This is a genomic window from Halomonas nitroreducens, assembly GCF_003966155.1.
Lineage (GTDB): Bacteria > Pseudomonadota > Gammaproteobacteria > Pseudomonadales > Halomonadaceae > Halomonas > Halomonas nitroreducens.
This window is the reverse complement of the sequence record NZ_RXNS01000003.1, coordinates 242070-257408: the sequence shown is the minus strand read 5'-3', so window position 1 is coordinate 257408 and position 15339 is coordinate 242070. Positions and strand designations below refer to the sequence as shown.

Sequence of the window (15339 nt, the reverse complement as noted above, 5' to 3'; positions counted from 1 at the left end):
CGGTGTTGGCGGCGAACTCGCCATGCTCATTTAGAAGCGACTAAACTCCGCTGGCTCGTTCGCCGCCGCCTTGCCTCGTCTTCGCTCGCTGGCTTCTCGAGCCATGGGAAGACAGGAGACGAGGTTCAGAGGTTGGCCGTGTCGCGGATCAGCCGGAACAGCCGGCGGGCATTGGTGGGCGGCTTGCCCTGCTCGCGCTCGCGGCGGGCGTTGCGGATCAGCTGGCGCAGCGCCTGGCGGTCGACGTCGGGGAACTCGGCGATGAAGGTCTCGACGGCGTCGTCGTCCTCGTCGATCAGCCGGTCGCGCCACTTCTCCAGGCGGTGGAAAGCGTGGTCGCGGCGCAGCTGCTCCTGGTCGATCTCGTCGAACACCGCCTGGATGCCGGCGAGGTCCTCGCGGCGCATCAGCTTGCCGACGTACTGCATGTGGCGCCGGCGGGCCTCCCGGGCGCGAATCCGCCCGGTCTCCTCGATGGCCGCCAGCAGGTCGTCGGAGAGGGGGAAGCGGGCCCGCTCGGCCTCGCTCATGGCGATCAATCGCTCGCCGAGGGCCTGCAGCGCGTGCATCTCGCGCTTGAGCTGGGACTTGCTGGGCCGCTCATCGGCCGGGGAAAGATCATCCTGGGTCATGCTGCGTCCTGGGTCGTGAAGATCGGGTCGGGGCTACCGGCCCAGTATACCAGCCCGTCGCGTCGGGCTGGACGAATGCCATATTCTGGAGCATCGGCCCGCGGGCCGGTCGAGTAAGGAGAGAGACCATGACACAGGCTTTCGATGCCGCCGCCCAGCAGTCGCTGCTGGAAACCCGCGCCGAGGCGGCCCTGGCGCTGGCACGCCGGTTGGGCGCCGACGCCTGCGAGGTGGGGGCCAGCGTCGACCAGGGGGTCGGCGTCAACGTGCGCGAGGGCGAGGTGGAGACCGTCGAGCTGTCCCGGGACCAGGGCATCGCGGTGACCGTCTACGTGGGAAGCCGCAAGGGCAGTGCCTCGTCCACGGACGCCGGTGAGGCCTCGATCCGCGACGTGGTGGAAAAGGCCCTGGCCATCGCTCGCCACACCGGCGAGGACTCGGCCGCGGGGCTGGCCGATGCCGCGCTGATGGCCGAACACCTGCCGGACCTCGACGTCCACCACCCCTGGCCGTTGACCACCGAGCAGGCCATCGACCTGGCCCTGGCCTGCGAGGGGGCCGGCCGCCGCATGGCCGGGATCAAGAGTTCCGACGGCGCCGGCCTCTCCAGCGGCGAGGGCGTGCGCGTCTACGCCAACAGTCACGGCTTCCTGGGCAGCCAGCGCGGCAGCCGCCATTCGCTGTCCTGCATGCTGATCGCCGAGGACGAGGGGGGCATGCAGCGCGACTACGACTACACCAGCGCGCGCGATCCGCGCACCCTGCTGGCCCCGGAAATGGTGGGCGAGAGCGCAGCGCGGCGGACCCTGCGACGGCTGGGGGCGCGCCGCCCGGCCACCGGTCGCCTGCCGGTACTCTTCGATCCGACCCTGGCCGCGGGCCTGGTCGGTCACCTGATGGGGGCGATCGCCGGCGGGGCCCTCTACCGCCAGTCCTCCTTCCTCTGCGAGCGGCTCGGCGCGAGTCTCTTCCCGGAGTGGTTCTCGCTGTACGAGCGGCCCATGGAGGTCGGCGCCATGGCCAGCAGCCCCTTCGACAACGACGGCGTCCAGACCCGCGACAATGTCTTCATCGAGCGCGGCCGGCTGGCCAGCTACATGCTCTCCGCCTACAGTGCCCGGCGCCTGGGCATGGCGACCACCGGCAACGCCGGCGGGGCCCGCAACCTGCGCATCGACGCGCCGCTCGCCTCTCGGGATGCCCTGCTCGAGCGGATGGGGCGTGGTGTACTGGTCACCGAGCTGATGGGCCAGGGGGTCAACGGCGTCACCGGCGACTACTCGCGGGGCGCGGCGGGCTTCTGGGTCGAGGACGGCGAGATCCAGTACCCGGTGGAGGAGTTCACCATCGCCGGCAATCTGGAGGCGATGTTCAAGGGGCTGGTCGGCGTCGGCGAGGATATCGACACCCGCGGCAGCATCCATTCCGGCAGCTGGCTGATCGACGAAATGACGGTCGCGGGCGCGTAGCGCCCGAGACGCGGCTCCGCCGCTTGAAGAGGGAAGAGCGGCGCTTCGCGCCTGGAAGCTTGAAGAAAAACCGCCCCCGTGGCTTGCCACGGGGGCGGTTCCATTTATGTTGCCTTCCAGCTTCCAGCTTCCAGCTTCCAGCTTCCAGCTTCCAGCTTCCAGCTGTCAGGCCTCTTCTTCGAAACGGGCATGGAAGAGCGCCTCGAGGGCGTCCAGCACCGCTTCGCCATCCTCGCCCTCGGCCTCCAGGGTGAGCTCGCTGCCGCAGGGCGCGGCCAGCATCAAGAGGGCCATGATGTTGGCCGCATCGGCCTGCTGCTCCCCATGGTAGACGGTGACCCGCGAGGCATAGGGCTGACAGCACTGCACCAGGCGGGTCGCCGCGCGGGCGTGCAGGCCGCGCTTGTTGGTCAGGGTGAGCTTGCGTCTCGGCACGTCTCAACGGTCCTCGTCGGTGTCGGGGGCGGGCAGGTTGCGCTGGAGGCCGAGCTCGCGGTGGCGGAGCCGGACCCCGGGGTAGGCTGCGGCCAGGCGGTGGGCCAGCCGTTCGGCGAGGTACACCGAACGGTGCTGGCCGCCGGTGCAGCCAATGGCGACGGTGAGGTAGCTGCGCTGGCTGGCCTGGTAGCGAGGCAGCCAGCGCTCGACCCAGGCCAGGATATCCGCGGCCATCTCGGCGACCATCGGATAGCTGTCGAGAAAGGCGATCACGCTGTCGTCGCGGCCGGTGGCGTCACGCAGCTGGGGATCCCAGTAGGGGTTGGGCAGGCAGCGGGCGTCGAAGACGATATCGGCATCCAGGGGCACACCGCGCTTGAAGCCGAAGGACTCCACGGTGAGGGTCAGCCCCTCGCGGCGATGACCGGCCACCTGGTCGGTGATGCGGCCCCGGAGATCGTGCACCGAGAGCCGCGAGGTATCGATCACCAGGTCGGCGAGGTCGCGGATTTCCGCCAGGGCGGCCTCCTCGCAGTCGATGGCCTCCGCCAGGGTCATCTGGCTGTCACGGGTCAGCGGATGGCGGCGGCGGGTCGCCGAGTAGCGCTCCAGCAGGATGCGGGCGTCGGTGGTCAGATAGACCACCTGACAGTGGATGTTGCGGGCCCGAACATCCTCGAGCAGCGCGGGGAAGCGCTTCAGGGCGTGGGGCAGGTTGCGGGCATCGATGCTCACGGCGATGGAACTGCGCAACGACTGACCGCTGCGCAGTTCGTCTACCAGGGGGCCCAGCAGCATGGCCGGGAGATTGTCGATGGCGTAGTAGCCGAGGTCCTCCAGGGCCTGCAGCGCGATCGACTTGCCCGAGCCGGAGCGGCCACTGATGATCACGAGCTGCATGAGAGATCTCCTGGTCGGGACCGGCTGGTCCGGGGCTAGCCGTTGTGGTCGGCCGGTGCCTGTCGTCGGATGGCCTCGGTAAGGCGTTCGTGAAGCTCCTGCTGGCTCTCGGCATGGCGCAGGGCGCTGCGAGTTTCGGTATCGTTCATCACCCCGGCCACCTGGCCGAGCAGCGCGAGGTGGGCGTCGTCGGCCTCCTCGGGCACCAGCAGCACGAACACCAGGTCGACGGGATCACCGTCAACGGCATCGAAGTCCACTGGCTCGGCGAGCTTGAGGAAGCCGGCGATGGGCGCCTTGCAATGAGGGTTGCGGGCATGCGGGATGGCGACCCCGTGACCGATGCCGGTGCTGCCGAGGCGCTCGCGGCCGATCAGCCGGCTGAAGACCTCCTGGCTGTCGAGACTCGGGGTATTCTGGGCGATGAAGGTGCTGAAGAATTCCAGCACCCGCTTCTTGCTCCCCCCGGGCACCGCGAAGAGCGTGCGCTCGGGGGGCAGGATGGTTTCCAGTGACATGGGGCGGCTCAACGGACGCCGGCAGCGCCCTGAGCGCGAGCCTGGGTCTTTTCCTTGTGCTTGACCAGCTGGCGGTCCAGCTTGTCGGCGAGGGCATCGATGGCGGCGTACATGTCGCCGTCCATGGCTTCGGCATGAAGGTCGGCACCGGCGGCATGCAGGGTGCAAGCGGCCTGCTGGCGTTCTTTCTCGACGGAGAGCGTGACCTGCACGGTGGTGATGTTGTCGTAATGGCGTTCCAGGCGCGTGAGCTTTTCCTGAACATAGTCACGCAGGGGGTCGGTCAGTTCCACGTGGTGGCCGGTGAGGTTGACTTGCATGACACGCTCCTTGCTCCTTGAGTGGTGCCTCGATTGTAACCCTTTTTGGTGTCGTGCAAACCCCCCGTCGGCGGCCCGCGGCAGGCTGCCCTCCACCTGGCCTCGCCGGGTCAGGCGAGGCGCTTGCGCTGGCTCGACGAGGGGATGTGCATGGCCTCGCGGTACTTGGCCACGGTACGCCTGGCCACCTCGATGCCTTCCTCGGCGAGCAGGTCGACGAGCCGGCTGTCCGACAGCGGCTTGCGTGGTGGTTCCTCCTGGATCAGCTTGCGGATGCGGGCGCGGATCGCGGTGCTGGAATGGGCGTCGTCACCACCGCCCACCTGGCTGGAGAAGAAGAACTTGAGCTCGAACACGCCCCGCGGGGTGTGGATGAACTTCTGGGTGGTGACCCGGGAGATGGTGGATTCGTGCATCTCCACGGCCTGGGCGATATCGGCGAGGATCAGTGGCTTCATGGCCTCCTCGCCGCGCTCCAGGAAGTCCAGCTGGCGGGCCATCACCTCGCGGCCGACGCGCAGCAGGGTGTCGTTGCGGCTGGTCAGGCTCTTGAGCAGCCAGCGTGCCTCCTGGAGGTGGTCCTTGAGGAACTGGTTGTCCTGGCTCTTGTCGGCGCGCTTGATCAGGGCCGCATAGTCGGGCTGGATGCGCAGTCGCGGCAGCGCCTCCGGATTGAGTTCGATCCGCCAGCCCTGCTCACTGTGGCGGGCGATCAGGTCGGGGATCACGTAGTCGCTGTCGCCGGCGGCGAAGGCACTGCCCGGGCGCGGATCGAGACCCCGTATCAGGGCGATCACCTCGTCGAGCACGGCATCGTCGAGCCCCAGCCGGCGCTTGAGCAGGCGTTGGTCGTTGCCGGCCAGGGCCTCGAGGAACTGGCGAACCAGGCGCCGGGCCTGGGGCAGCAGAGGGGTGTCCTGGGGCAGGGCGGCGAGCTGCAGCAGCAGGCACTCGCGAAGGTCCCGGGCGAAGACCCCGGTGGGCTCGAACTGCTGCAGACGCAGCAGCACGCCCTCCACCTCGCGGGTGGCCAGGCCCTCCAGGCCCTGGGTGCGCAGCCCGTCGCGCAGCTCGTCGAGGGACTGCTCCAGGTAGCCGTCGCCATTCACGGCATCGATCAGGCTCTCGGCGATGCGCGTCTCGCGCTCGTCCAGGCCGCTCATGGCCAGCTGCCAGGCCAGGTGGCCCTGCAGGCTCTGGCCGGCAGCCTGGCGCTCGAAGTCCGGGGCTTCGCCGCCGCTGCCCGAGCCTGCGTCCTGGAAGGTGTCGGTCCAGTCGCTGTCCACGGCCAGCTCGTCGGGAATATCGCTGGCCCAGTCGTCGTCCGCGGCCTCGCTGACGGCCTGCTCGCCGAATTCATCCTCCATCTCCAGCATCGGGTTGGCCTCCAGGGCCTGCTGGATCTCCTGGCGCAGGTCCAGGGTGGAGAGCTGCAGCAGGGCGATGGCCTGCTGCAGCTGGGGGGGCATGGTCAGCTGGGTGCCGACGCGGAGTTGCAGGGAAGCCTTCATGGCCATGGGGCGGATCCGTTCGACTGGCGATGAAGCCCTCACCCTAGTGTGCCGGAGGGAGGCATGCAAGCCCTCAAGCTAGCAATTAGCGTGCCAACGGCAATTGGCGTGCCTGTCGCCGCACGGCGACCTTATATCAGTAACTTACCAATAAAGACCGAGTCACAGGCGGAAGTCCTGGCCGAGGTAGACGTCGCGGACCTTCTGGTTGGCGAGGATCGCTTCGGCATCGCCCTCGGCGATGATCTGGCCGTCGCCGACGATGTAGGCGCCATCGCAGATGTCGAGGGTCTCGCGCACGTTGTGGTCGGTGATCAGCACGCCGATCTCGCGGGCCTTCAGCTGGCGAATGATGCCCTTGATCTCGCCTACCGAGATCGGGTCGACCCCGGCGAAGGGCTCGTCGAGCAGGATGAAGTCGGGTTCGGTGGCCAGGGCGCGGGCGATCTCCACCCGCCGGCGCTCGCCGCCGGACAAGCTCATGCCCGGGTTGTCGCGAATATGGGTGACATGGAAGTCCTCCAGCAGCTGCTCCAGGCGGGCCTGGCGGCCGGCCCGGTCGAGGTCCCGGCGGGTCTCGAGGATGGCCATGATGTTGTCGGCCACGGAGAGTTTGCGGAAGATCGACGCCTCCTGGGGCAGGTAGCCGATGCCGGCCCGGGCGCGCTCGTGCATGGCGGTGCCGGAGAGGTCGCGATCGTCGATGGCCACCGAGCCCGCATCGGCCCGCACCAGGCCGACGATCATGTAGAAGGAGGTGGTCTTGCCGGCGCCATTGGGGCCGAGCAGACCGACGATGCGCCCCTGCTCGATCTCCAGGCTGATGTCATGGACGACGCGGCGACGCTTGTAGCTCTTGGCGAGGTGGCGGGCGCTGAGGGTCTTCATGGGGCGTCCTGCTGTTCCGGCTCCAGGGTCATGCGTACCCGCTGGCGGTCCTCGACCCCCTCGGCCGCGGAGCGAGCCTGGACCACACGGCGGTCGAGGAAGTATTCCAGGTAGCCGCCGTCGAAGGTATCGCCCCCCTGGTGCAGCTCGGCCTGGTCGATCAGCTCGATGCGGCGCTCGGCCACGTGGTAGACCACGGTGCGTCCCCAGCCGCGAACCAACGGCTCGTCGGGGGCCGGTTTCTGCTCGATGTAGGCCCGCTCCCCGATGGCGGTAGCCTGGGTCAGCTGGCCGGCCGTGTTGCGACGGATCTCGACGCGCTCGCCGGTCAGCTGCATGCTGCCCTGGGTGATCATCACGGCGCCGCGGTAGACGGCGGTGCCGGCACGGTCGTCGAGGTCGAGGCGATCCGCCTCGACCTGAATGGGGGCGCTGGCATCGCCCTCCAGGGCCAGCACCGGGCCGCTGGCCAGGGGCAGGGCGGCGAGGCTCAGGGCCAGCAGGGGCGCGAGGGGCGGTCGCATCATGGCTCGGGGTCCTCCGGGGTGGTCGGCGGGTGATGGCCGCGCACATTGTCGGTCAGCCGGGCCCGATTGTCATGGAGCCAGGCATCGAACCGCTCGCCCCGCATCTGCTGGGGGGGCTGGCGCAGCAGGGCTGGCGTCTCGCTCCAGGCGTGCCCGGTGTCGGCGTCGTAGTGAAGGGTCTCGGTTTCCAGGTGCCAGCGCTCCCGGGGCGCCGTGAGCCGGGCGTCCCCCTCCAGCAACAGGGGATTGCCGCCGGCGCCCAGGCGCCCGCGGTCGGCGCTGGCCAGCCAGCGCCGACCGCTGTCGTCGCGCAGCCGAACCTCGGGGGTCGTGAGGCGGGTGACGTCATCGTCGGGGGTATGCACCAGGCGCGGCGTCTCCAGGCGCTGGTGGGGGCGGCCCTGGGCATCGAAGCGGGTCAGCCGTGCGTCCTCGAGGAAGTAGTCCGGCTCGCCGGCGGCATCTCGGGGCACCGCGCCCGGCGGAGAGGCGTCGCGCTGGTCGAGCAGCGCCAGGCCGCCGCCCAGGGCGAGCAGCAGCAGCAACAGCCAGGTCCGGAAACCGGGGCGCGGCAGGCGCATGGGCTCAGGCCTTGCCGTGCAGGTAGGTGTCGAGGACGGCGTCCCAGTGCCCCTGGGCCTGCAGCAGGGTGTCGCAGATCTCGCGTACCGCGCCATGACCGCCCTCGCGCTCGGTCACCCAGTCGGCGTGCTGGCGGATATAGCTTGGTGCACCGGGCACGCTGATGCCGACGCCGGCCTGGCGGATGGCGGCCACATCGGGCATGTCGTCGCCGCAGTAGGCGACCTGCTCGAGGCCGATGCCCAGGCGGGTACACAGCTGGCGCAGTGTCGGCAGCTTCTTCTCGATGCCCTGGTAGAGGTGCTGGATGCCCAGGGCCGCGGCGCGGCGGCTGACCATGGGCGAGTCGCGCCCGGTGATCAGAGCGACCTCGATGCCGGCGCGGTGCAGCAGCTTGATGCCATGGCCGTCCAGGGTATGGAAGGCCTTGGTCTCGCCGCCGTCGGACTGGAAGTAGAGGCGACCATCGGTCAGCACACCGTCCACGTCCATGGCCAGCAGGCGGATGCGCCGCAGGCGGTCGACGAGGCCGGGGTCCATCAGGGGGGCGTCGAGGGTCATGGGGTCTCCTTGGGGGTCAGATCACGCCACTGGCGAGCAGGTCATGCATGTGCAGGGCGCCGACCGGGCGTCCCTCGTCGTCCACCACGGCCAGGGCCGTGATGCGGTTGTCGTCCATGATGCGTACCGCCTCGGCGGCCAACATGTCGGGGGCCACGCGCTTGCCGGGCACGGTCATCACCGCATCCACCGCGAGCCCGGTCAGGTCGCTGTGCTGGTCGAGCGTGCGGCGCAGGTCGCCGTCGGTGTAGACACCGGCCAGCCGGCCGTTGTCGTCCACCACGCAGGTGAAGCCCAGGCCCTGGCGGGTGATCTCCAGCAGCGCATCGCGCAGCGGACTGCCGAGGGTCACCCGGGGCAGGCGGCTGCCCTGGTGCATCAGGTCAGAGACCCTGAGCAGCAGCCGCTTGCCGAGGCTGCCGCCGGGGTGAGAAAGGGCGAAGTCCTCGGCCGTGAAGCCCCGACACTCGAGCAGCGCCACGGCCAGGGCATCCCCCAGCGCCAGTGAGGCGGTGGTCGAGGAGGTGGGCGCCAGGTCCAGCGGGCAGGCCTCACGCTCGACCCCGGCGTCGAGGTGGGCGTCGGCATGCCGGGCCAGGGTCGAGTCGGGCCGGCCGGTCATGCTGATCAGCGGCGTGCCCAGGCGCTTGAGCAGTGGCAGCAGGGCGGTGACCTCGGCGGTCTCGCCGGAGTTGGACAGCGCCAGGACCACGTCGCCCGGGGTGATCATGCCCAGGTCGCCATGGCTGGCCTCGCCGGGATGCACGAAGAAGGCCGGCGTACCGGTGCTCGCCAGGGTGGCAGCGATCTTGCCGGCGATGTGACCGGACTTGCCCATGCCGGTGACCACCACCCGGCCGCGACAGGCCAGGATCAGTTCACAGGCCCGCTCGAAGTCGCCATCCAGCCGCTCGATGAGGGCGGCGATGGCCTGCTGTTCCAGGGTCAGGGTGCGTACGGCGCTGTTGCGCAGGCCGCCGGCGGGGAGGGAAGTGTCGTCAGTCATGGCGGTGATTGTTGCCCGTTGCAGGTAGAGTCTCAAGGGGTCAGGTGGCGACAAGCGTCTGTGCGCCACCCAGCCACGCCAGGTAGGCGAGGTAGGTGAGGGTCAGCAGGGCGCCCGGCAGGCGGGTGACCCGGCCGCGCCGCTGCCATAGCAGCAGCATGCCGAGTGCCAGGGTCAGCAGTAGCATCACCGGGTAGTCGCGGCCGGCGGCGGCCGGGTCGGTGATGCCCGGCTGCAGCAGGGCCGGCACCGGCAGCACCGCCAGCATGTTGAAGAGGTTCGAGCCGATGACGTTACCGATGGCCAGGTCGTGGTGACGCTTGAGGGCGCTGGCCACGCAGGCGGCGAGCTCGGGCAGGCTGGTGCCGATGGCTACCACGGTGAGGCCGATGACCAGTTCGCTGATGCCGAGCCCCCGGGCCAGTTCGCTGGCGCCCCATACCAGGGCGCGGGAGCTGGCCACCATGATCGCCAGGGTGGCTACCAGCCACAGCAGGGCGCGCGCCAGGCGCATGTCGGGGATCTCGCCCTCGCCGTCGGCGGGATCCGGGGCATCGGCGCGGAACAGCCACCACAGGCTGAACACCAGCAGCACCACCAGCAGCAGGCCATCCCACCGGTCGAGGTGGCCGTTGGCCAGGGCGTAGCCGGCCAGGCCCGTGGCGCCGAGCAGCAGCGGCAGTTCCTTGCGCACAATGGAGAAGTGCACCGGGATCGGCACGACCAGGGCGGTGATGCCCAGCACCAGGCCGATATTGGCGATGTTGGAGCCCAGGGCGTTGCCGGTGGCCAGGTCCGGCACGCCGTCCAGCGACGCCATGATCGAGACCACGATCTCCGGCGCCGAGGTGCCGATGGAGACGATGGTCATGCCCACCAGCAGGGTGCTCATGCCGGCGCGCCAGGCGGTGGCGGCGGCGGCACCGACGAAACGGTCGGCGCTCCACAGCAGGCCGAGGAAGCCGAGAAGCACGGTGAGAGAGGGAACCAGCATGGAGGGAGGGGGCGTCCGGTGGCTGAAAGGGGCGCCCATTGAACCTGTTGCGTCCGGTCGGCGCAAGCCGCGGCACTGCGGCGCTGGCGCCCCGGGACCCCGTTAAGATACGATGTTCGATAATTTTACAGGGAAGGCTAGTGGATGACCGATTCCCCTCTCGTCGAAGTGGAGGGCCTGCGCTTCTCCCGCGGAGAAACGGAAATCTTTCGCGGCATCGACATGGCCGTGCCCAGGGGCAAGATCACGGCGATCATGGGCCCCAGCGGCACCGGCAAGACCACCCTGCTCAAGCTGATCGGCGGCCAGTTGACCCCCGACGCCGGGCGGGTGCGCATCGATGGCCAGGAGGTGCACGCCCTGTCGCGCAAGGCGCTGTTCGGGCTGCGGCGGCGCATGGGCATGCTGTTCCAGAGCGGAGCCCTGTTCTCGGATCTCGACGTCTTCGAGAACGTGGCTTTTCCCCTGCGTGTCCACACCGACCTGCCCGAAACGATGATCCGTGACCTGGTGCTGATGAAGCTCCAGGCGGTCGGGCTGCGGGGGGCCCGTGAGCTGATGCCTTCCGAGCTGTCCGGGGGCATGGCGCGCCGCGTGGCGCTGGCCCGCGCCATCGCCCTGGATCCCGAGTTGATCCTCTACGACGAGCCCTTCGTCGGCCAGGATCCCATCTCCATGGGGGTGCTGGTCCAGCTGATCCGGCGTCTCAACGATGCCCTGGGGCTGACCGCCGTGGTGGTCTCCCACGACATCAAGGAGACCCTGTCCATCGCCGATTATGTGTACGTCATCTCCGATGGCGAGGTCATGGCTCATGGCACCCCGCAGAGCCTCGACGTGGACCGCGACCCGCGGGTCAGCCAGTTCATCCACGGCGAGCCCGACGGCCCGGTGCCCTTCCATTACCCGGCCATGGACTTCCATGCCGACCTGCTGGGCACGGGAGGGCCGCGATGATCGAGCGTATCCGCCATCTCGGTCGGCTGGGTTGCGAAGTCCTCGAGGGCCTCGGCCGGGCCGCGATCTTCCTGGGGCTGTCGGTCGCCGGCCTGCCCTCGGCCGAGGGCATCCGGCTGTGGCTGCGCCAGATGCACTTCGTCGGGGTGATGTCGCTGGCCATTATCCTGGTCTCGGGGCTGTTCATCGGCATGGTGCTGGCGCTGCAGGGCTACACCATCCTGGTGGATTTCGGCGCCGAGGATGCCCTTGGCCAGATGGTCGCCCTGTCGCTGCTGCGCGAGCTGGCGCCGGTGGTGGCCGCACTGCTGTTCGCGGGCCGGGCGGGGTCGGCCCTGACCGCCGAGATCGGCCTGATGAAGGCCACCGAGCAGCTCACCAGCATGGAGATGATCGGCGTCGATCCCCTGCGGCGTGTCGTGGCGCCCCGGCTGTGGGCCGGCTTCGTGGCCCTGCCGTTGCTGACCATCGGCTTCAGCGTGATCGGTATCTGGGGCGGGCAGCTCGTGGGGGTGCAGTGGCTGGGCGTGTTCGAGGGTTCCTACTGGGGCAACATGCAGGCCAGCGTCGACTTCCTCGACGACGTCGCCAATGGCTTGATCAAGAGCCTGGTGTTTGCCCTGGTGGTGACCTGGATCGCGGTGTATCAGGGCTATGCCCTGATCCCCACCTCGGAAGGCATCTCGCGGGCCACCACCCGCACGGTGGTCTATGCCTCCCTGGCGGTGCTGGGGCTGGATTTCGTGCTGACCGCGCTGATGTTCGGGGAGCTGTCCTGATGGCGGGCGGCTGTCGAGGCCCGAGGCTCGCCACCATGGCGCATCGTCCCGGCGGGGCGGGGGCGTCCGGTGCGTTGCGACTTTTTGGAGACATGGAATGAAACGCAGCAAGACGATGGAGCTGGGAGTCGGCCTGTTCATGCTGGCCGGAATCCTCGGCCTGATATTCCTCGGCCTGCGCGTCAGCGGCCTGAGCCTGGAGGCACCCGGTGACAGCTTTCGTCTGGAGGCCAGTTTTGCCAATGTCGGCGGCCTCAAGCCGCGGGCCCGGGTGACCATGGCCGGGGTCACCGTGGGTCGTGTCGAGACCATCGAGCTCGACACCGAGTGGTATGACGCCCGGGTGGTCATGGAGCTCGATGCCGAGCTCGAGGGTGCGCTGCCCGAGGACAGCACGGCAGCGATTCTCACCTCGGGGCTGCTCGGCGAGCAGTACGTGGGCCTCTCCGTCGGCGGCGCCCCCGAAACGCTGGACGACGGGGATCGCATCCGCGACACCCAGTCGGCCCTGGTGCTGGAAGAACTCATCCAGCAGTTCGTGTCCAATATGGTCAAGGAGTGATGACGATGACCCTCCCATCCCCGTTCGCCCGGTGTCGTACCGGGCTCCTTGTCCTGGTGCTGATGCTGGCCGCGCTGCCGGCGCTGGCCCAGGAGGCGACCTCGCCGGAACAGTTGATCCGTGACAGCGTCAATCAGCTGATGTCGCGCATCGAGGGGCGCGAGAGCTATTTCGCCGAGCACACCGAGGAGCTCGAGGCCATCGTCGACGACAGCCTCGCCGACATCGCCGACTTCCGCTACATCGGGGCCAGCGTGATGGGGCGCTACTTCCGTAACGCCACCCCCGAGCAGCGCTCGCGCTTCGTCGAGACCTTCCGCCAGACCCTCATCGACACCTACGCCAAGGGCCTGGTGACCTTCGACTACCGCGAGGTACGGGTCCTCGACAATCAGGACGCCAGCCGCTATGAGGACCAGGCCAGCGTGGCCATGGAGGTCGTCGCCAACGATGGCGCCGTCTACCCGGTCAGCTACACCCTGCGCCTGGACGACGATCAGTGGCAGGTCGTCAACGTGATCGTCAATGGCATCAACCTCGGCCTGACATTCCGCAACCAGTTCGACGAGGCCATGCGCGCCCAGAACCGCGATTATGATGCCGTGATCCAGGGCTGGGCCCCGGAGCTGGAAGTCGAGGAGCTGGAGCAGGGCGGCCAGGGATGAACGTGCTGCTCGAGAATGGCGACAACCGTCTCGAGGCCAGCGCGACCAGCCTGGCGGTGACCGGTCAGGTGGACTTCGATGGGGCGGCGGCCCTGGCTGCGGCCGGTCGCGCCTGGCTCGCCGACCGGCCCCGGGGCGCGTCGGTGACCTTCGACCTGTGCGGTGTCGACCGGGTCAGCAGTGCGGCGATCAGCGTGCTGCTCGAATGGACCCGACAGGTTCGGGCCCGGGGGCTCGAGCTCGAGGTGGTACGCCTGTCACGCCCCCTGGCGCGACTCACCCAGGTGGCCGGGCTCGACACCCTGTTGCCCGTGGAGGCGCCCGCCGATACTGCCGAGGTGTGAGGGGGCTTATGCTCTCTTGCCTCTCCCCCTTGGCCACGCGCCCGTCGCCAAGCGCGCCGCTTTTCTTTACCATGGCGTCTCCAGTTGTCCCGCCAGCGGCGGCAGCCGTCGTCTGGCGCATTCACCGGTCCAACACACAAGCGAGGGTTCGATGCATCCCAGTGAGGTCAAGGCGCTGCTCGAGAGCCGACTCGACGGCTGCGAATTTCATATCCAGGGCGAGGGCTGTGACTTCCAGGTGGTCGCCGTGGGCGAGGTGTTCGAAGGGCTGTCCCGGGTCAAGCGGCAGCAGCTGATTTACGGCGCCCTGTCCGGGGAGATCGCCTCCGGCGCCCTGCATGCCGTGACCATCCGTACCTATACCCCCGAGCAGTGGCAGTCCGCCGCCGAGAACAAGGGGGCCTGAGGCTCTAGCCACCATGGACAAGCTGATCATTACCGGCAGCGGCCCCGTCGACGGCGAGGTCTGGGCCAGCGGCGCCAAGAACGCCGCCCTGCCCATCCTCTGCGCCACCCTGCTGGCCGACGAGCCGGTGACCATCGGGAACCTGCCGCACCTGCAGGACATCACCACCACCCTCGAGCTGCTCGGGCATATGGGGGTGGAGCCGGTGATGGGCGAGCGCATGAGCATCCAGCTCGATGGCTCCCAGGTGAGCGACTGTCACGCGCCCTACGAGCTGGTCAAGAAGATGCGGGCCTCCATCCTGGTGCTGGGCCCGCTGCTGGCGCATTTCGGCCATGCCGACGTCTCCCTGCCCGGCGGCTGTGCCATCGGCTCCCGTCCGGTCGATCTGCATATTCGCGGCCTCGAGGCCATGGGGGCGGAGATCCGTGTCGAGGGTGGCTATATCCGCGCCCGTGTCGATGGGCGGCTCAGGGGCGCCACCATCTTCTTCGACACCGTCACCGTCACCGGCACCGAGAACCTGCTGATGGCTGCGGTGCTGGCCGAGGGCACCACGGTGCTCGAGAACGCCGCCCGGGAGCCGGAGGTGGTCGACCTGGCCGAGTGCCTGATCAAGATGGGCGCCAGGGTCCGTGGCCATGGCAGCGACACCATCGTCGTCGAGGGCGTCGAGCGGCTGCACGGCGCCGAGCACGATGTCATGCCCGACCGCATCGAGACCGGCACCTTCCTGGTGGCCGCCGCCCTGTCCCGTGGGCGGGTCCGGGTGCGCAACACCCGCGCCGACATCCTCGAGGCGGTGCTCGCCAAGCTGGAGGAGGCCGGGGCCACCGTGACCACCGGCGACGGCTGGATCGCGCTCGACATGCAGGGCCGGCGGCCGAGGGCGGTCAACGTGCGCACCGCCCCCTATCCGGCCTTTCCCACCGACATGCAGGCCCAGTTCGTGGCGCTGAACGCGGTCGCCGAGGGGACCGCCCGGGTGGTCGAGACGATCTTCGAGAACCGCTTCATGCATGTCCAGGAGCTCAACCGCATGGGGGCGAGCATTGCCCTGGAGGGCAATACCGCCGTCGTCACCGGCGTCGAGAGCCTCTCCGGTGCCCCGGTGATGGCCACCGACCTGCGGGCCTCGGCCTCGCTGGTGATCGCGGCGATGATGGCCGAGGGCGAGACCCTGGTCGACCGCATCTACCACATCGACCGTGGCTACGAGTGCATCGAGGAAAAGCTGCAGCTGCTGGGTGCCAAGATACGGCGTATTCCGGGCTGAGCCG

20 protein-coding genes are annotated in these 15339 nt (G+C 69.0%); 8 read left to right on the top strand and 12 right to left on the bottom strand.

The window, feature by feature from the left end; all coding sequences use genetic code 11:
• Positions 1-125 precede the first annotated feature (125 nt).
• Positions 126-632, bottom strand: a complete 507-nt coding sequence (gene yjgA / locus EKG36_RS04955; RefSeq protein WP_126481614.1) for a ribosome biogenesis factor YjgA — start codon at positions 630-632, stop codon at positions 126-128.
• Between the two features lie 128 nt (positions 633-760).
• Here yjgA and pmbA point away from each other — a divergent pair, with 128 nt between their 5' ends.
• Positions 761-2101 (top strand): metalloprotease PmbA, encoded by a 1341-nt coding sequence (gene pmbA / locus EKG36_RS04950; protein ID WP_126481612.1) that lies wholly within the window; start codon positions 761-763, stop codon positions 2099-2101.
• Between the two features lie 165 nt (positions 2102-2266).
• On the opposite strand, the gene EKG36_RS04945 is transcribed toward pmbA, so the two are convergent.
• The 11 genes from EKG36_RS04945 to EKG36_RS04895 all read right to left on the bottom strand — a co-directional run bounded on the left by EKG36_RS04945 (position 2267) and on the right by EKG36_RS04895 (position 10346).
• Complete coding sequence (locus EKG36_RS04945; RefSeq protein ID WP_126481610.1) at positions 2267-2536, bottom strand: HPr family phosphocarrier protein; 270 nt, start codon at positions 2534-2536, stop codon at positions 2267-2269.
• Between the two features lie 3 nt (positions 2537-2539).
• Positions 2540-3439 carry an RNase adapter RapZ gene (gene rapZ, locus EKG36_RS04940; protein WP_126481608.1) on the bottom strand — a complete coding sequence of 300 codons (900 nt, stop codon included), beginning with the start codon at positions 3437-3439 and terminating at the stop codon, positions 2540-2542.
• 35 nt (positions 3440-3474) lie between these two features.
• Positions 3475-3957 (bottom strand): PTS sugar transporter subunit IIA, encoded by a 483-nt coding sequence (locus EKG36_RS04935; RefSeq protein ID WP_126481606.1) that lies wholly within the window; start codon positions 3955-3957, stop codon positions 3475-3477.
• Between the two features lie 8 nt (positions 3958-3965).
• Complete coding sequence (hpf, locus tag EKG36_RS04930; protein WP_126481604.1) at positions 3966-4277, bottom strand: ribosome hibernation-promoting factor, HPF/YfiA family; 312 nt, start codon at positions 4275-4277, stop codon at positions 3966-3968.
• Positions 4278-4387: 110 nt separating this feature from the next.
• Positions 4388-5794: an RNA polymerase factor sigma-54 gene (locus EKG36_RS04925; RefSeq protein WP_126481602.1), complete on the bottom strand. Its 1407-nt coding sequence runs from the start codon at positions 5792-5794 to the stop codon at positions 4388-4390.
• A 156-nt stretch (positions 5795-5950) separates the two neighbouring features.
• Positions 5951-6676, bottom strand: coding sequence for an LPS export ABC transporter ATP-binding protein (gene lptB, locus EKG36_RS04920; RefSeq protein ID WP_126481600.1), 726 nt, complete (start codon positions 6674-6676; stop codon positions 5951-5953).
• A complete protein-coding gene (gene lptA, locus EKG36_RS04915) occupies positions 6673-7203 on the bottom strand; it encodes a lipopolysaccharide transport periplasmic protein LptA (protein WP_126481598.1) in 531 nt (176 codons plus the stop codon). Before lptA ends, lptB begins: the two co-directional genes overlap by 4 nt.
• On the bottom strand, positions 7200-7784 hold the full coding sequence (gene lptC / locus EKG36_RS04910) for an LPS export ABC transporter periplasmic protein LptC (protein ID WP_126481596.1): 585 nt from the start codon (positions 7782-7784) through the stop codon (positions 7200-7202). The genes lptA and lptC overlap by 4 nt, the downstream gene beginning before the upstream one ends.
• Before the next feature lie 4 nt (positions 7785-7788).
• A complete protein-coding gene (locus EKG36_RS04905; protein WP_126481594.1) occupies positions 7789-8346 on the bottom strand; it encodes a KdsC family phosphatase in 558 nt (185 codons plus the stop codon).
• A gap of 16 nt (positions 8347-8362) precedes the next feature.
• Entirely contained in the window at positions 8363-9352 is a 990-nt protein-coding gene (locus EKG36_RS04900) for a KpsF/GutQ family sugar-phosphate isomerase (RefSeq protein WP_126481592.1), read from the bottom strand.
• Between the two features lie 40 nt (positions 9353-9392).
• Entirely contained in the window at positions 9393-10346 is a 954-nt protein-coding gene (locus EKG36_RS04895; protein WP_126481590.1) for a calcium/sodium antiporter, read from the bottom strand.
• A 144-nt stretch (positions 10347-10490) separates the two neighbouring features.
• Between EKG36_RS04895 and EKG36_RS04890 the strand changes: the two genes are divergently transcribed.
• The 7 genes from EKG36_RS04890 (at position 10491) to murA (ending at position 15335) form a co-directional block, all read left to right on the top strand.
• Positions 10491-11303, top strand: coding sequence for an ATP-binding cassette domain-containing protein (locus EKG36_RS04890; RefSeq protein ID WP_126481588.1), 813 nt, complete (start codon positions 10491-10493; stop codon positions 11301-11303).
• The gene (mlaE, locus tag EKG36_RS04885; protein ID WP_126481586.1) at positions 11300-12082 is read left to right on the top strand and encodes a lipid asymmetry maintenance ABC transporter permease subunit MlaE; all 783 of its coding nucleotides are present in this window, start codon (positions 11300-11302) and stop codon (positions 12080-12082) included. Before EKG36_RS04890 ends, mlaE begins: the two co-directional genes overlap by 4 nt.
• A 97-nt stretch (positions 12083-12179) precedes the next feature.
• Positions 12180-12644, top strand: coding sequence for an outer membrane lipid asymmetry maintenance protein MlaD (mlaD, locus tag EKG36_RS04880; protein ID WP_126481584.1), 465 nt, complete (start codon positions 12180-12182; stop codon positions 12642-12644).
• Positions 12645-12649: 5 nt separating this feature from the next.
• The gene (locus EKG36_RS04875) at positions 12650-13309 is read left to right on the top strand and encodes an MlaC/ttg2D family ABC transporter substrate-binding protein (protein WP_126481582.1); all 660 of its coding nucleotides are present in this window, start codon (positions 12650-12652) and stop codon (positions 13307-13309) included.
• Positions 13306-13653, top strand: a complete 348-nt coding sequence (locus tag EKG36_RS04870; RefSeq protein ID WP_126481580.1) for an STAS domain-containing protein — start codon at positions 13306-13308, stop codon at positions 13651-13653. The genes EKG36_RS04875 and EKG36_RS04870 overlap by 4 nt, the downstream gene beginning before the upstream one ends.
• Before the next feature lie 151 nt (positions 13654-13804).
• Complete coding sequence (locus EKG36_RS04865; protein WP_126481578.1) at positions 13805-14059, top strand: BolA family protein; 255 nt, start codon at positions 13805-13807, stop codon at positions 14057-14059.
• Between the two features lie 13 nt (positions 14060-14072).
• The gene (gene murA, locus EKG36_RS04860) at positions 14073-15335 is read left to right on the top strand and encodes a UDP-N-acetylglucosamine 1-carboxyvinyltransferase (RefSeq protein ID WP_126481577.1); all 1263 of its coding nucleotides are present in this window, start codon (positions 14073-14075) and stop codon (positions 15333-15335) included.
• Positions 15336-15339 lie beyond the last annotated feature (4 nt).

Coding starts and splice junctions, on each gene's coding strand:
- EKG36_RS04875 (WP_126481582.1), top strand. CDS start 12,650: ATGACCCTCCCATCCCCGTTCGCCCGGTGTCGTACCGGGCTCCTTGTC.
- murA (WP_126481577.1), top strand. CDS start 14,073: ATGGACAAGCTGATCATTACCGGCAGCGGCCCCGTCGACGGCGAGGTC.
- EKG36_RS04925 (WP_126481602.1), bottom strand. CDS start 5,794: ATGGCCATGAAGGCTTCCCTGCAACTCCGCGTCGGCACCCAGCTGACC.
- EKG36_RS04900 (WP_126481592.1), bottom strand. CDS start 9,352: ATGACTGACGACACTTCCCTCCCCGCCGGCGGCCTGCGCAACAGCGCC.
- EKG36_RS04890 (WP_126481588.1), top strand. CDS start 10,491: ATGACCGATTCCCCTCTCGTCGAAGTGGAGGGCCTGCGCTTCTCCCGC.
- EKG36_RS04935 (WP_126481606.1), bottom strand. CDS start 3,957: ATGTCACTGGAAACCATCCTGCCCCCCGAGCGCACGCTCTTCGCGGTG.
- lptB (WP_126481600.1), bottom strand. CDS start 6,676: ATGAAGACCCTCAGCGCCCGCCACCTCGCCAAGAGCTACAAGCGTCGC.
- EKG36_RS04870 (WP_126481580.1), top strand. CDS start 13,306: ATGAACGTGCTGCTCGAGAATGGCGACAACCGTCTCGAGGCCAGCGCG.
- hpf (WP_126481604.1), bottom strand. CDS start 4,277: ATGCAAGTCAACCTCACCGGCCACCACGTGGAACTGACCGACCCCCTG.
- pmbA (WP_126481612.1), top strand. CDS start 761: ATGACACAGGCTTTCGATGCCGCCGCCCAGCAGTCGCTGCTGGAAACC.
- EKG36_RS04905 (WP_126481594.1), bottom strand. CDS start 8,346: ATGACCCTCGACGCCCCCCTGATGGACCCCGGCCTCGTCGACCGCCTG.
- lptC (WP_126481596.1), bottom strand. CDS start 7,784: ATGCGCCTGCCGCGCCCCGGTTTCCGGACCTGGCTGTTGCTGCTGCTG.
- EKG36_RS04895 (WP_126481590.1), bottom strand. CDS start 10,346: ATGCTGGTTCCCTCTCTCACCGTGCTTCTCGGCTTCCTCGGCCTGCTG.
- rapZ (WP_126481608.1), bottom strand. CDS start 3,439: ATGCAGCTCGTGATCATCAGTGGCCGCTCCGGCTCGGGCAAGTCGATC.
- mlaE (WP_126481586.1), top strand. CDS start 11,300: ATGATCGAGCGTATCCGCCATCTCGGTCGGCTGGGTTGCGAAGTCCTC.
- EKG36_RS04865 (WP_126481578.1), top strand. CDS start 13,805: ATGCATCCCAGTGAGGTCAAGGCGCTGCTCGAGAGCCGACTCGACGGC.
- lptA (WP_126481598.1), bottom strand. CDS start 7,203: ATGATGCGACCGCCCCTCGCGCCCCTGCTGGCCCTGAGCCTCGCCGCC.
- yjgA (WP_126481614.1), bottom strand. CDS start 632: ATGACCCAGGATGATCTTTCCCCGGCCGATGAGCGGCCCAGCAAGTCC.
- mlaD (WP_126481584.1), top strand. CDS start 12,180: ATGAAACGCAGCAAGACGATGGAGCTGGGAGTCGGCCTGTTCATGCTG.